The organism is Enterobacter sp. JMULE2 (genome assembly GCF_013337145.1).
Classification (GTDB): domain Bacteria; phylum Pseudomonadota; class Gammaproteobacteria; order Enterobacterales; family Enterobacteriaceae; genus Enterobacter; species Enterobacter mori.
Genome location: NZ_SGWD01000010.1, coordinates 463,606 through 478,231, shown reverse-complemented (window position 1 = coordinate 478,231; position 14,626 = coordinate 463,606). Strand labels below are relative to the sequence as shown.

Annotated in this window: 15 protein-coding genes; 9 read left to right on the top strand and 6 right to left on the bottom strand. The window is 52.3% G+C overall.

Features of this window, described 5'->3' with window-relative positions; genetic code table 11:
* Nucleotides 1-37: 37 nt before the first annotated feature.
* Complete coding sequence (locus EXW94_RS03210; RefSeq protein ID WP_174339459.1) at nt 38-442, top strand: cell envelope integrity TolA C-terminal domain-containing protein; 405 nt, start codon at nt 38-40, stop codon at nt 440-442.
* 88 nt (nt 443-530) lie between these two features.
* Here EXW94_RS03210 and EXW94_RS03205 read toward each other — a convergent pair whose 3' ends face one another.
* A complete protein-coding gene (locus EXW94_RS03205) occupies nt 531-941 on the bottom strand; it encodes an ASCH domain-containing protein (RefSeq protein WP_174339930.1) in 411 nt (136 codons plus the stop codon).
* A gap of 272 nt (nt 942-1,213) precedes the next feature.
* Between EXW94_RS03205 and EXW94_RS03200 the strand changes: the two genes are divergently transcribed.
* Nucleotides 1,214-2,614, top strand: a complete 1,401-nt coding sequence (locus EXW94_RS03200) for a carboxylesterase (RefSeq protein WP_254797814.1) — start codon at nt 1,214-1,216, stop codon at nt 2,612-2,614.
* On the opposite strand, the gene EXW94_RS03195 is transcribed toward EXW94_RS03200, so the two are convergent.
* Nucleotides 2,611-3,075, bottom strand: a complete 465-nt coding sequence (locus tag EXW94_RS03195; protein WP_010430618.1) for a glycine zipper 2TM domain-containing protein — start codon at nt 3,073-3,075, stop codon at nt 2,611-2,613. The genes EXW94_RS03200 and EXW94_RS03195 overlap by 4 nt on opposite strands.
* Nucleotides 3,076-3,138: 63 nt before the next feature.
* On the bottom strand, nt 3,139-3,303 hold the full coding sequence (locus EXW94_RS03190) for a phenolic acid decarboxylase (protein ID WP_010430617.1): 165 nt from the start codon (nt 3,301-3,303) through the stop codon (nt 3,139-3,141).
* Between the two features lie 463 nt (nt 3,304-3,766).
* Between EXW94_RS03190 and EXW94_RS03185 the strand changes: the two genes are divergently transcribed.
* Nucleotides 3,767-4,564, top strand: a complete 798-nt coding sequence (locus EXW94_RS03185) for a tetratricopeptide repeat protein (RefSeq protein ID WP_010430611.1) — start codon at nt 3,767-3,769, stop codon at nt 4,562-4,564.
* A gap of 304 nt (nt 4,565-4,868) precedes the next feature.
* Here EXW94_RS03185 and EXW94_RS03180 read toward each other — a convergent pair whose 3' ends face one another.
* Nucleotides 4,869-5,705 carry a MipA/OmpV family protein gene (locus EXW94_RS03180; RefSeq protein ID WP_174339457.1) on the bottom strand — a complete coding sequence of 279 codons (837 nt, stop codon included), beginning with the start codon at nt 5,703-5,705 and terminating at the stop codon, nt 4,869-4,871.
* Nucleotides 5,706-5,907: 202 nt separating this feature from the next.
* Between EXW94_RS03180 and EXW94_RS03175 the strand changes: the two genes are divergently transcribed.
* The 3 genes from EXW94_RS03175 (at nt 5,908) to EXW94_RS03165 (ending at nt 8,590) form a co-directional block, all read left to right on the top strand.
* Nucleotides 5,908-6,585 (top strand): response regulator, encoded by a 678-nt coding sequence (locus tag EXW94_RS03175; protein ID WP_148399407.1) that lies wholly within the window; start codon nt 5,908-5,910, stop codon nt 6,583-6,585.
* Nucleotides 6,585-7,973: a HAMP domain-containing sensor histidine kinase gene (locus EXW94_RS03170; protein WP_174339456.1), complete on the top strand. Its 1,389-nt coding sequence runs from the start codon at nt 6,585-6,587 to the stop codon at nt 7,971-7,973. The genes EXW94_RS03175 and EXW94_RS03170 overlap by 1 nt, the downstream gene beginning before the upstream one ends.
* Before the next feature lie 137 nt (nt 7,974-8,110).
* A complete protein-coding gene (locus tag EXW94_RS03165; protein WP_010430601.1) occupies nt 8,111-8,590 on the top strand; it encodes an Rrf2 family transcriptional regulator in 480 nt (159 codons plus the stop codon).
* 64 nt (nt 8,591-8,654) lie between these two features.
* On the opposite strand, the gene oqxB is transcribed toward EXW94_RS03165, so the two are convergent.
* Nucleotides 8,655-11,810, bottom strand: coding sequence for a multidrug efflux RND transporter permease subunit OqxB (gene oqxB / locus EXW94_RS03160; RefSeq protein WP_174339455.1), 3,156 nt, complete (start codon nt 11,808-11,810; stop codon nt 8,655-8,657).
* Between the two features lie 24 nt (nt 11,811-11,834).
* Complete coding sequence (locus EXW94_RS03155; protein ID WP_174339454.1) at nt 11,835-13,010, bottom strand: efflux RND transporter periplasmic adaptor subunit; 1,176 nt, start codon at nt 13,008-13,010, stop codon at nt 11,835-11,837.
* 337 nt (nt 13,011-13,347) lie between these two features.
* Here EXW94_RS03155 and EXW94_RS03150 point away from each other — a divergent pair, with 337 nt between their 5' ends.
* The 3 genes from EXW94_RS03150 (at nt 13,348) to EXW94_RS03140 (ending at nt 14,401) form a co-directional block, all read left to right on the top strand.
* Nucleotides 13,348-13,701 carry a helix-turn-helix domain-containing protein gene (locus tag EXW94_RS03150; protein WP_029485062.1) on the top strand — a complete coding sequence of 118 codons (354 nt, stop codon included), beginning with the start codon at nt 13,348-13,350 and terminating at the stop codon, nt 13,699-13,701.
* A 70-nt stretch (nt 13,702-13,771) separates the two neighbouring features.
* Entirely contained in the window at nt 13,772-14,089 is a 318-nt protein-coding gene (locus tag EXW94_RS03145; RefSeq protein WP_174339453.1) for a YebG family protein, read from the top strand.
* Nucleotides 14,090-14,185: 96 nt separating this feature from the next.
* A complete protein-coding gene (locus tag EXW94_RS03140; RefSeq protein WP_174339452.1) occupies nt 14,186-14,401 on the top strand; it encodes a DUF6500 family protein in 216 nt (71 codons plus the stop codon).
* The last annotated feature ends 225 nt before the right edge of the window (nt 14,402-14,626 follow it).

Genomic DNA, 14,626 nt, shown 5'->3' with positions numbered 1-14,626 from the left:
ATCGATACTTTTGGAAAAATCATAAACGGACTTAGACATGACCAAAATCTTGATGCTGGTAGCAATGGTAGCAACCTTTGCTGGTTGCACTCCATTAACCCCAAAAGATTGCCAGAAGAAAAGCGCTCTTGATTCGTGCTCTTACAAACGTTCAGGAAAAGTAACCGATAAAGACATTTATGGCGAACAAGCATCAGGTATAAAAAAAGCACTCGATGCAGCACTGACCAAACCCCGAGCCTGGAGTGGGAAAAGATGTAATGTGCATCTGGATTTCAATATGGACGGCACCTTGCAGAATTTCATCATAAAGAGTGGAGATAAGGATTACTGCCGTGCTTTAGCTGAAGCCTCCAGGCAAGCAAAATTCCCATCATTTACTAACCAGCATGTTTACGACGACATGAGTTCTGCCCGGTGGGAAATGCACGGACAACCATGAAAAATATCTACTTTGACTGTCGGCTTCGTGCCTGAAGCGGACATTGATATGAATGGAAATTGATGAACGTCAATCCGTTTACTCTGTTCTACAGGATCTCAACCACTTCAAACTCTTCTGCGATCAACTCCATATCTTCAGAAAAATGACCTTCGCGGCTGAAAAATCTCTGATGCTCTTTCTGCCAGTATTCAAGGCTTAAATCCCCTTCACCTTCTTTGCGGGCGAACGCCTCAGTCACATCACAAAAACGCACAAGCCGCAATGAAACCAGTCTGATCACACAGACCGGAACATTCTGGCCATCAAGAATAATGTTATAACTCCCAATCTTCAGGGCAGAATCCTCCTGCTGGAAAGAGGCAAAAGATCCGCAAGAGGCCGTTTTGATCCCTTTTTTGATCAGGTCCGCAAGCTCGCTGGCGAGTTCCGGGCTGTCACCCATTTGCCAGGCATCTGCGCCTGGATACTTCATTTTTATTACCTCAACCTCAACCATTGAAATCCCTTCTTTATCGTCGGTGAAAATAAAAGTTATACATTTTATAGCATGAGCTGTCCCGACATTATCTGTGATGCCTTTAAAGAGTCGGCAAATTTTGAAAAGCCCGGGACGAGTTAACACAGTGTATCTTTTACATACCACGCGAGTAATGCTGTGCCATTATTTTAGGTACCACGCGCCCTCGGCAGACAAGGAGCCTGACGTTGAAATTCTTAAGATGGTTCAAACGTATTGTCTTATCCCTTGTTTTGTTGGTCATTGGCGCGATGGGCCTGCGTCTTTATGACATTCAGCGCGGACCGGATCTGCAACTCTGGCATACCTATGTTCCTCATGAAATGGATGCTGACGAAATAGACAAAGCAGACTGGAACCATTACCTGAAGGTTGAGGATTCTCTTTTCACAGAAGTGAAACTCAATGTCACGGACAAGCTGGATGCTCAACAGCAAACGGAACTCAATCGCTATTATTCCGGCAGTCCCATTTATCCTGACAGATTCCAGACTAACTGGAATCGCTCTTACATTATGTTCCCTGATGCCAAACCCAAAGGTGTCGTGGTGATGTTGCATGGTTTAACCGATACCCCGTACAGTCTGCGACATATTGCAGAGAATTATCGTCAGCATGGATTTATTGCTATTGGTATCCGATTACCGGCACATGGTACGGTCCCAGCAGCCTTGACGAAGGTGACATGGCAGGATTGGCTGGCCGCGACGCGCCTTGCAGTCAGAGAAGCCAAAAAGTTAGCGGGTAATGATGTGCCGCTACATATTGTCGGATTTTCCAATGGCGGTGCTCTTGCCATGAAATACACGCTGGACGCTCTTAATGATCCCCGTCTGGCAAAACCTCAGCGCGTTATCCTGATTTCACCGATGATTGGCGTTACCAGTTTCGCGCGTTTTTCAGGTGTTGCGGGCTGGCCATCATTTCTGCCCGCGTTTGCGAAAGCAGCATGGTTAACCATCATGCCAGAGTTCAATCCGTTTAAATTTAATTCATTCCCGACGAATGCCGCCCGGCAGTCTTTCCTGCTAACCAGTGCGCTGCAAACCCAAATTGCGGCTGATTCACGAAACAAAAAACTAGACCAGTTACCGCCGATAATGACATTTCAGTCGGCAATGGACTCTACCGTCAGTGCCCGAGCGGTCATTACAGCGTTATATAATCGTTTGCCGGTTAATCACAGCGAAGTGGTTTTATTCGATTTGAACCATGCCGTCAGGTTTAATGCACTATTGCGGAGATCTTCTTACACCGCGCTGTCGAGATTACTCCCTACGCCCCCACGTCGATACGACACAACGATAATCACGAATGTCACCGCGGGCAGCACAGAGATGGAAATCCGCACGATTCCAGCGGGTAAAACAGAACAGATCGTTGAAAAAATGGGGCTGCGCTATTTACCGGACGTTTACTCACTCTCTCATGTCGCCCTGCCTTTCCCTATGACAGACTCCCTGTATGGCCGTTATCCTGAACCACAGAATCAATACGGTATTAGCCTGGGGACCTTTGCCGCGCGTGGAGAACGCGCGGTACTGATCGTCGGACTTGATTCTCTTATGCGCCAGTCTTCAAACCCCTTCTACCCTTATATCATTGAGCGTATCAATGAAGGCATAGATACCCGAGTCCCGGGGAATAATTAGCGAGGTGACACCGTCGTTAGCCCGCCCGCGGATGATATGGCCACCCGTTGTCCAGCGGAGAAGCGGGTCGGCCCCTGGCGTTGCACTACCATAAGCATGCGTCCGTCATCCAGACGAATCTCAAGCTCTACGCCCTGGACAAGATTCATGCGCCCTTGTACGCCCTGCCCAGCCATTCCCCCGGCGACAGCCCCAGCTGCCGTCGTCAGTCTGCGACCTGAGCCTCCGCCTACCGTACTCCCGGCCAGACCTCCGAGAACACCACCGGCCACCGCCCCCATGGCATTATTTTCATCACCCGCCTGAATTTGCACGGCGCGAACATGAACTAGCGTGCCGTAATATACCTGCTGTACCCGACCTGCAGTGGAGGCTGAATGAACATCGCCGGAAAGATTGCTTGTGTTGGTACAACCGACAATACCTAAGGCAATAATGAGCACGCAGTGTCTGAATAACATTTTGCTTCTCCATCCAATTTAACGGTTTAGTGGTCTTTCGCGTCACGAATAACTGGACTTTTGTTATCCAGCGCCCCCGACAAGCCCCTGATGAATACGGCAGTCCTGGGTATTGCTGTTGTGCGCATACCACTCATACTTCCAGCCTTTGTCATAGGTGTATACCCAATGCGTTGGGACAAACTCAGACAGATCTTCTGATCCAGCTTTGTATAATTCCTCAGTCATTTATACGTTCTTCTGTGTGCAGATATTTAACAGTAGCCTCGATAGTTTAACCTGACCAGGTTTCACAATACCGTCACCCGCTCCCTTCTTAAGGGAAGGAATTTTGTTTCGCGTATCCATCTTCGGTACAAAGCGTACTTCGCGCGCCAGCAAAGTTGAGGTCACTATAGATTCAGACGGCATGGCTTCCGTGACGATCCTCAGAAAGGTAGCCGGTTCCAGAACCATCGCTTTCGTGATGCCAAACGGAAATTTCCCCGAATTTTCGAACGTTTTGTTGCAGATGCTGCGAGGGCGAGGGTTAAGCAAGTCAGAATAGAATGTCCGCTTTGTGCCAGGAGCGGACATTACATATGCCACTTAAATATATACACATACCACCATCAATGGGTTTATAAATAAAGAAAATTACTCTATTGCCGATAACAGTTATAATTAAAATCTAGACTTGGATGATAAATAAATGTCGACATTGAACACTGAAAATAAAATCAAGATAACTGAATTAATAATGGTTTTTATTGCAACTCTCCCAATGGGAATCGCAAATATTTGGATAACAAAAAGTCAAAACGATGAAAGACTTGCTTTCGAGAGACAAAACGCGGAAAGTATTCTCTCTATACAAAATAAAGAGTTATTCATAAAGAGTGCAGAGCAAGGTTTGAATTCACAGAAACTTGATATTGATTTTTTAAGAACAAGCTATGAAGAATGCCAGAAAGATGGAGAGCTATCGATTGGAAAAATAAAATCTTATGCTGATGCTTACTATTCTTCATCAGAAAAGAAAAATATCATGATTGCAAAGGTTCAAACAAACTGCTTATCAAAAAACAATAATCAATCAGTAGATAGCCAAGATAAACCGACTTACAGCATCGAGTATTACAAGAGTCTTGGGTTCAACTATTTGCACAATAAAAAATTTCTGGAGGCAGCAGAGTCATTCTCCCAGGCAACTCAAATGACACCCGTAGATGCTTCTTTGTGGAATCAAAAAGCTTATGCACAATTTAGAGCAGGGAATTATACTGATGCAATGAATAGTATTTCCATTGCGCTTAGGATTGGCAGTGATAATGATAAAATTAGAAAATATATGGCCATTAACGCGGCTAAAATATTATGTGCGAAAGGGGATGTAAATGATGGGAGAAATTACATGCAACAATCAATAAATGCCATACCGGATTTATTGCCAATGGTTAAAAAAGATTTAGAACTGGGAAGTATTTGTAAAATTGATCTCAGTAAATAAAAATGTTCTTATTGCTTAAAAATAAAGCATTTTTTTCTTATTTGTGAAAGTGGACGTAAGTTAAGTCCGCTTTTCGCTCACAGCGGACCTATCCCCCCGTCCGCCATCTTCCCGAAAAACCTTACCCGTCTAACGAACAGAGGAGTTCTAAATACATCCATGAAGGATCAACTGACCCTCTTCAGCGCAGTGAATTTTGATAGCCCATAACTATTCCTTGCATCAAATACTGCCGCCCCATCATCTTCCCGGGGCGGCTCGAATTCGTCTCTATTGCGCGCTCATCTCCAAAAGTAACCAATCCTCAAAAACTGTACGTCACCTTCAAACTCCCCGTGGGCGATGTTTTACGTTGAACAATTGGGCTATCGGCCGCATCCCCCGTCAGCTGTGTTGCGCCCGCTGAAGCAAGCACGCTCCAGCGTGAGGTGAGCCTGTGTGTCCAGTCAAGATTCAGCGAATACGCATAAATTCCGGCACCGGCGTCATGTCGGGTAAATCCCGATGCACTCGACTGGGCGGCGCTGACGCCATAGTACGTCTGCATATACTTGTCGGATCCCCAGCTGCCGGTCAGCGCCAGCGTCACCTCATTTTTTGGTGAGGTATAGAGCGGGCTGATAATGCCGAAATGTACCGCCTCACCGTTGTCTCTCTCAGAAACCGGAACCTCAGCCTGCAGCTGCAGATGAAGCCAGTCGGTCACCTTATACCCCAGCCCAGGCACAACGATGGCCGAGCCTTTGATGTCGCCCATACCCCGCAGGTAGTCGCTGCCGGAGCTGATCGAATCGCTGCTCACGTCTTTATCTTTACGGCCTGTTCGATAGCTCACAGCTGCGCTGTAATCCAGGTTGCCGATGTTGTTGCCGTAACCGACGCCCCGCGTGGTGCTGATAAAGAAGCCGTTTTCCATGGCGTAATCCACCACCTGCGCCGCACCGACGCGGCTTTTATCCGAACCCGAGTAGCGTGGCGCGACGTCCACGCCGCCCCCCAGGGTTAAAACGTTACCCTGGCTCTGCTCTGCCGCCAGTACTGGCGTGGTCAGTAACGCCAGAACGATGCCCGGCACGATGTTTTTCAGGCTGCGGCCCGAGAGCAAGTGTGGGGACGTATGACGCAGTTCGATGTTTCTCATTAAAGAAGTCCTTCTGGATTCAAATGGTGACGATGCAAGCGGTTAAACGCCAGAACGCCCATTTTGAATACTGACCCTAAGGTTCTTATGAGCCGAAAATGAAGAAACACTGAAGCGCACGCGGATGCTGTAAACCGGACAGATTTCCTGATACCGTTTTTTCTTAAGATGTTCTTCATTCACGGTTGATACAGTTACCAGTGTGAAAATTCTACTCATCGAAGACGACCTGGATCTGGGCAATGGCGTACGTATCGCCCTTGCCGATCAAGGATTTGACGTTATATGGGTTCGCCGTAAAGAGGATGCGCTGCATCAGCTTGACGTCTGCGTGCCAGAACTTATTTTGCTCGACCTGGGGCTACCCGACGGCGACGGCATGAGCCTCATGACGCGCTTACGCCAGCAGCTTAAGGGGATCCCGGTCATCATTCTGACGGCGCGAGGTACGCTGCAGGATCGCCTGTGCGGGCTGGATGCAGGTGCAGACGACTATCTCGTTAAACCTTTTGTTCTCGCCGAACTGCTGGCGCGGGTAAGAGCCCTTGCGCGGCGAAGTTACGGTTTCGAGAATGAGGCGATAGAGATTCGAGGCTTATCTCTTCATGTACCGACGCGTCGCGTGACGGTGAGCGCACGCCACATAGACCTGACGGCGAGTGAATATGCGCTGCTTGAAACGCTGATGCTGCGTGCGGACCGCGTGATTACGCGACGGTTTCTGGAAGAACGGATATTCGGCAACAAAGAGAACCTCAGTAATGCGCTCGACGTGCATATGGGGAATTTGCGGCGAAAGATCGGAGACGGCTATGTGCGAACGGTGCGTGGCGTTGGGTATGTTATTGATACCGTTGCTGTTCAGAAGGTGACGACTTAATGCGAAACCTGTGGTTTCACCTGAGGCGCCCGACGCTGGTACGCCGAATTATCATCGCCCAGTTGCTGCTGCTTACCCTGCTGTGGTGTCTATTTTTAACCTTCATTCTGTGGGAGGACCTGCGCAGCCCTCCTATCCTCACGGGCAGTCATACCTATGAAACGCTTTTTACCCTAGTCGAGCGGATGGACGAACACCCGCAGGATCGTACCGCCGTGCTGACAGCCTTCAGCAAAGCGTTACGAGAGGGCTATGGCGGCGGCGAAGATCCCGCTCTGTCGATCAACTTCATCGTGCGCAGAAATAACGCGGTTATTTTTTCATCGCCTGATGCACCAACGGGGGTAACGAACACCCGGTTTGGGGAAATGCAGCGTGTTCAGAGCAACGGTCGTACCTGGACCAGCCGAACCCTTAAATCCGCTCATTCCGATGTGGAGGTCACCCTTTTCACCCCGGCCGGTGGCTGGAACTTCTTTATCTACCTCAACTCGCGCGGTTACTACGTCATGCCGCTGCTGGTCTGTTTCCCTTTTCTTCTGTTCCCCGCGTGGCTGTCAATCCGCATTGCCATGCGGCCCTGGAACACGGTGGTCAATGAAATTTCATTGCGCACGCCAGACGATCTCTCCCCCTTAAAAGCTGTACCAAAACACAGGGAGCTTCGCCAGATGGTGGACGCGATTAACGACTTTCTTGCCAGGGTGCGAGAAAGCGCGGAAAGGGAGCGGGTTTTTATTGCCGATGCGGCTCACGAACTGCGAACGCCGCTGGCGGCGATGCGAATCAACGTGGAAGCGTTGCAATCGTATGTACTCAGCGAGAGCCAACAGGAATTGCTTGCGGGGATTGTTCGCAGCAACAGTCGTGCTGCGCGTCTCGTCAATCAGTTGCTGCTGATGATGCACAGTGAAGCACGCCTTGATACGGACCTGGAGCCCGTGCCGCTAACGACGCTCATTCAAGAGCGAATGGCCGAGCTGGAACCGCTGGCGTCTGCGCGCAGGATTGAGCTGGAATTTTTCGCCGAGGATGAAATCTGGATCTCAGGCGTAAGGGAGCGCCTGGTGTCGCTCATTGATAATCTCATTGAGAACGCCGTGAAGTACAGTCCTGAAGGCGGGCGGATTCAGGTCGATGTCTGCACATTCGATGGCTCCGCGCGGCTACGCGTTTCCGATGCAGGGCCCGGTATTCCGGTTGAATTACGCGAGCGCGTGTTCGACCGATTTTTCCGCGATCCCAGTCAACTGCAAAGCGGGAGCGGACTGGGGCTTGCCATCGTTAAAGCGGTGGCGCAGCAACACAACAGCAGCGTAAACCTGAGTACTTCCGCAGAAGCTGGCCTGATGGTGACGGTTGACTTCCCGAACCGCACGTATAGCTAAACAGGAACAGGGTGTTCGATCGCAAATGCCGCAGATTGCTTCAAAAAAATTACCGTATTTGTTATATTGTTGTTTATTGCTTATTCACCTCTGCGGTGCCAAAAAGAACAAGATTCACCGCAACCCAGGATACAAAAATGTTAGATTACCGCTTCCCGACAGCTTTGCAGATGGTTCTCAGCGTAGCAATGGCGGAGCAATTGGGTGAACGTTCGACGAGTGCGATTCTGGCCTACGGTCTGGAAGCAAACCCGAGCTTCATCCGCAAACTGATGGTTCCTCTCACGCGTGACGGTATTATCGTCTCCACGCTTGGCCGTAACGGCTCTATTCATCTTGGACGCCCGGCGGAAGAGATCACCCTGCGCGATATCTACCTTTCCGTCATCGAAGATAAAAAGCTGTGGGCATCGCGTCCTGACGTACCGGCCCGCTGCGTAGTCAGCGCTAACGCCTGCTGGTACTTCAAGTCTATCTCCGAAGAAGCGGAGCAGGCTTCGTTACAGGTACTGGCGCGCCACACCGTGGCAAGCGCGCTGGAAGAAGTGAAAAAAGCCGATACCAGCGGCTGCGATCCGGTGCCTGAACTTATCGCCAAGTATAAAGAAGCCCTTTAACTTTCCTTGAATGCAAAAAAAACCGCCTTGCTATGAAGGCGGTTTTTTATTATCTGCAACATCTCTACGCGGGCAGAACATCTCTTTCCGCTTTTTTGCCGCGCGTTACGAACTTACGCAGCGTCACGTAAAACACCGGCGTCAGGAACAGACCAAACAGCGTCACGCCCAGCATCCCGGAGAAGACCGTGATCCCGGTAACGCCGCGCACTTCTGCGCCCGCGCCGTGGCCGAGGATCAGCGGAATGGTCCCGGCAATAAAGGCGATGGAGGTCATCACAATCGGGCGTAAACGCAGGCGGCACGCCTCCAGCGCGGCTTCCATAATGCCTTTGCCCTGAATTTCCAGCTCGCGGGCAAACTCCACGATAAGAATCGCGTTTTTACACGCCAGCCCCATCAGCACCACCAGCCCTACCTGCACGAACACGTTGTTATCGCCACCGGTCAGCCAGACGCCAAACAGCGCGGAGAGCAGGGTCATCGGCACGATGAGGATCACCGCCAGCGGCAGCGTCCAGCTTTCATAAAGCGCCGCCAGTACCAGGAACGCCAGCAGCACCGCAACCGGGAAGACGATCAGCGCCGTATTGCCCTGGGTGGCCTGCTGGAAGCTCAGGTCCGTCCATTCAATGTTCATCCCGTTCGGCAGGATCTGCTTCGACATTCCGTCCAGCTGCGCCATCGCCTGCGAGGACGAAAGTACGCGCGGGTCGGCATCGCCAATCAGATCCGCCGCCGGGTAACCGTTGTAGCGAATCACCGGGTCCGGGCCGTAGGTGGTCGTGATATTCACCATACTGCCAATCGGTACCATTTCACCCTGGCTATTACGGGTGCGTAAATTCGCAATGTCTTCCACGCTGTCGCGGAACTGCCCGTCGGCCTGCGCCATCACGCGCCAGGTACGCCCGAACTGGTTGAAGTCATTCACGTACGACGAGCCCAGATAGGTTTGCAGCGTACCGAAAAGATCGGTCAGCGACACGCCCTGCGCTTTCGCCTTGTCACGGTCAACCTGCACGTCCAGCTGCGGAACGTTAGCCTGGTAGGTTGAGATCGGGAAGTGCATTCCCGGCGTCTGCATAATCGCACCGGACATGGTGTTTACCGCATTTTGCAGCGCGCCATAACCCAGACCACCGCGATCCTGAATGTACAGGGAATACCCCGACCCCTGACCCAGCCCTAAAATCGGTGGCGGCAGGATGGAGAAGCCAAAGCCTTCCTGAATTTGCGCAATTTTCGCGTTGATCTCCGCGTTAATTTCCGCCGCAGTATGTTTACGCTGGTCGAACGGCTTCAGGCCGAAGAAGACCGTCCCCGTATTCGGCGTATTGGTGAACTGCAGCGCGTTCAGCCCCGGGAACGCGACCGCGTAGTCCACGCCTTCGGTATTCATCCCGATTTCGCTCATTTTGCGGATCACCGCATCAGTGCGCGCCAGCGATGAACCTTCCGGCATCTTCACACCGCCAATCAGGTACAGCTTATCCTGCGTCGGAATAAACCCGCCGGGAACCGCTTTAAACATGACGCCTGCGGCACAGAGCAACAGCAGATACACCACAAATACCGCCCCGCGTCGGCCGAGCGTTTTGCCCACCAGCCCCTGATAGCCGTTCGAGCTGCGGTGGAAAAAGCGGTTAAACGGACGGAAAATCCAGCCGAACAGACGATCGATAAGCCGGGTCGGGAAATCTTTCGGCGCGCCGTGCGGTTTTAACAGCAGTGCCGCCAGCGCCGGAGAGAGCGTCAGCGAGTTAATGGCGGAGATGACCGTGGAAATCGCGATCGTTACCGCAAACTGCTTGTAGAACTGCCCGGTAACGCCCGAGAGGAACGCCATCGGCACAAACACTGCGCACAACACCAGCGCAATCGCGATAATCGGCCCGGACACTTCCCGCATCGCCTGATGCGCCGCCGCGAGCGGAGCAAGCCCCTCTTCAATGTTTCGCTCGACGTTTTCCACCACCACGATGGCGTCGTCCACCACGATACCAATGGCCAGTACCAGCCCGAACAAGCTCAGGGTATTCAGCGAGAAGCCCAGCAGGTAGAGAATGCTGAAGGTCCCCACCACCGAAACCGGCACCGCGATCAGCGGTATGATCGACGCGCGCCAGGTTTGCAGGAACAGGATCACCACCAGCACCACCAGCACCACCGCTTCCAGCAGCGTTTGCACCACTGCGCGGATGGAGTCGCGCACGAAAACGGTCGGATCGTAAGGTGCCGCCCACTTCATATCTTCCGGGAAACGGGTCGACAGTTCGTCCATTTTCGCGCGCACCGCGTTAGACAGATCGATGGCGTTCGCCCCCGGAGACTGGAAGATACCAATCCCGACCGCGTCTTTGTTGTTCAACTGGGAACGTAGCGCATAGCTGCCGGAGCCCATTTCGATACGCGCAACGTCGCGCAGGCGAACGACCGTACCGTCCTGCGTCGTTTTCAGGACAATATTGCCAAACTCGTCTTCGGTATGCAGACGGCCCTGGGCGTTAATGGAGATCAGGAAATCGCTCTCTTTCGGCAGCGGCTCGGCACCAAGCTGCCCGGCGGATACCTGCACGTTCTGCTCCTGCATCGCCGTGACCACATCCGAAGCGGTCAGCCCGCGGGCCGCCACCTTGTTGGGATCCAGCCAGACGCGCATCGCGTATTCACCCGAGCCGAAAATCTGGATCTGACCAACGCCGGGCAGGCGTGCCAGCTCGTCCTTCACCTTCAGCGTGGCGTAGTTACGCATATACAGAGAGTCGTACTTACCGTTGGGTGAAAACAGATGCACCACCAGCGTCAGCGTCGGGGACTGTTTCTGGGTGGTAATACCCAGACGCCGCACGTCTTCCGGCAGACGCGCTTCGGCCTGCGCGACGCGGTTTTGCACCTGAACCTGCGCCTGATCCGGGTCGGTTCCCGGACGGAAGGTGACGGTGGTGACCAGCACGCCGTCGGAACCCGCGACGGATTTCATATACATCATGTTTTCAACGCCGTTGATTGCTTCTTCCAGCGGCGTCGCCACGGTCTCTGCAATCACTTTCGGGTTGGCGCCCGGGTACTCCGCGCGCACCTGCACGCTTGGCGGCACGACGTCAGGATATTCGCTCACCGGCAGCAGCGGGATGGCGATTAACCCTGTGATAAAAATCAGAATCGACAGCACTGCGGCAAAAATCGGCCTGTCGATGAAAAAACGGGAAAAGTCCATGGGTTGGATTCTCAGGTCAAGGGATCAGTTGAGGGCGCTGGTGGCGGTCATGGCAACGGTTTTGGCGTTAACCGGCATACCCGGCATAAACACTTTTTGTAAACCCTCGACGATAACTTTATCGCCAGGGTTCAGCCCCTGCTGCACGATGCGTAGCCCGTCTGCCAGACGTCCCGGTTTGATATCGCGACGCTGTGCTTTGCCCTCTTTATCAACCACGTAAACATACTTGCGATCCTGATCGGTCAGCACCGCTTTGTCGTCGACAAGCGTGGCTTTGAATTCCGCGCTGCCCGGCAGGCGTACGCGGGCAAACAGTCCCGGCGTGAACTGACGCTGCGCGTTATCCAGCAGCGCGCGCATGCGGATGGTGCCGGTACTCGGCGTTAGCTGATTATCCAGAAAATCCACTTTGCCCTGATGGGGATACCCCTCCTCGCCCGTCAGGCCAATCTCAACCGGTAGCGCCATGTGATTGCTGGACGCCCCCTGCCCGCTGCGGGCCAGATTTTGATAGTGAAGGTAGGTTGACTCGTCCACGTCAAAGTAAACGTACACCGTCTTCTGCGAGACCAGCGTGGTGAGGACGCTGGCGGTGTCGCCCGCGGTGACAAGATTACCGCTGGTGATCAATGCGCGGCTGGCGCGACCATCGATAGGCGCGGTGACCCTGGTGAAGTCCAGGTTGAGCTGCGCGGCATCAACCGCCGCCTGTGCCGCGCGGATGTCGGCCTGCGCCTGGGTGGCAGCCGAACGACGCTGCTCCCACTCTTCGCGGGATACCACGTTGGTATTGACTAGCTTATCGGTACGGTTCGCTTCACTACGCGCCAGGTTGGCCTGCGTTTTGGCTCTCGCCAGCGTAGCCTGCGCCTGTTCCAGTGCGGCGCGATAGGTTCTGTCATCGATAGTGAACAGCACCTCACCCTTTTTCACTTCCTGGCCGTCGGTGTAATTCACTTTATCGATGTAGCCGGAAACGCGCGGGCGTAGCTGAACGCTCTCCACCGCTTCGATCCGGCCGTTAAAGCTATCCCACTGGCTGATGGATTTCACGACCACGTTAGCGGCACTGACAGCGGGTGCTTGTGGCGCAGCGTTTTGCGCGACGCTGTCATCGCACCCGACGAGCAGCACGGAGGCGAACATCGCCCCCAGCGCGCTCAGATGAAAGTTACCCCAGGTTTTTTGCAGGCTCATTATTTTTATTCCGGTAATTGTAGCCGCCGGGCAAGACGCAGCGGGAGGCGCTGCGCCACTTCCTTTGTCCGGTGGCTGGCTTAAGGCCATTTGTGTCGTTCATCGCCACAAAACTGTAACAGTTGCGAATACACTATTCCCGGCGATTGTAGGAAGGCGCTTAATTAAGTGCAAGAATAATTGTTGCACTTTATGTGCTATTTGAGTCGATGTTAAAAGACCCGTTTCGCTCAGGGTTTTAAATGCAATAATAAAACTTGCAATTAACAGAAAAACGCGCCACCTTTAAATGCAACAGATAAAGATACCTTTATACAGGCAGCGTGAGGATAACCAGATGAACACTGGCGCATTTATGCACGATTTACTCGACTGGATCGACAACAACCTGGATAGCCGTCTGGATATTGAGTCCGTTGCCAGGCGTTCCGGCTACTCAAAATGGCACCTCCAGCGTCTGTTTAAGGAACATACTGGCTATCCCCTTGCCGGGTACATTCGCGCGCAAAAGCTGCAAAAATCGGTTGAGCGCTTAACCCACAGCGACGAGCCGATTTTGAACGTGGCGATCGCGCTGGGCTTTGACTCCCAGCAGTCCTTCAACCGCAGCTTTAAGCGTCAGTATGGTCAGGCACCTGGGGCATGGCGGCGGAGCATGGGTGGCCCGGAAACACAGCAACTGCGCCAGTAATGCATATTTTGCTGCAACTTCGATCTGTAGCTGATATACTGTATATAAACACAGTATAGCGAGGTGCACGATGGCTGTTGAAACAAAATTTGTTGTCGTAAGAAAAGGTGAAGAGAAAATGACTTTTGCCAGTAAGAAAGAAGCTGACGCTCACGACAAGCTGCTCGATATGGCAGACGCGTTCACCGACTGGCTGTTGCAAAGCGGAATGCAGATGGATGAAACGCAGGCTGAAAATCTTGGCCTGTATCTCGCCGAGCAGAAAGAGACCGTGCAGCATATTCTGCGTACCAGCAAGCTTCCCGATCTCACTGCCCCAGCTGCAGCGAATAAAACTGAATCCGATGCGGCTGACACGAAAAAAATCAGGGCTGTGAAAGCGGCCTGATTCTCAGAATGCGTCATCAACGATCCTGTAGCCGTAAGCAGCCATCTGCTTGCGGCTTTTTTTTAACCCGAACATGAATAGAATAAAGGAGATGACGTGCGGCTAGGAATGAAGGAAAAAATCATCCGGATCTGTGATTCAAAAGTTGCTTCAAAGGGAAGCAACGTTGGGCTTTCGTTTTATGCTTTTTTTGCTAATAAAAATGACGATCCTGAACTACTTATGGAAGTGGCGCACTGGTGGATTATGGAGATGAAACTGGACCATTTTGAAAAGGCTGAAAAGATCAGAAACCTCGTATCAGCCCTTTAACACACTAAAACGAGATGGCCGGTAACATTGCGGGATTTCATCGCTCTGGCCGTCGCATAACTCCTCTGAGACCAGTCTGCCAATCGTCGCTGCGCACGTAAGCCTGCTTCTTATCGCGCGTTGTGCAGCATCCGCTGTTTCTTTGACGTTAGCGCTAACAGGGTAATTTTTGTTCGTGGTGCGGTCCGCTTTGTGCCAGGAGCGGACATTTCTCGCTAAGTTCAT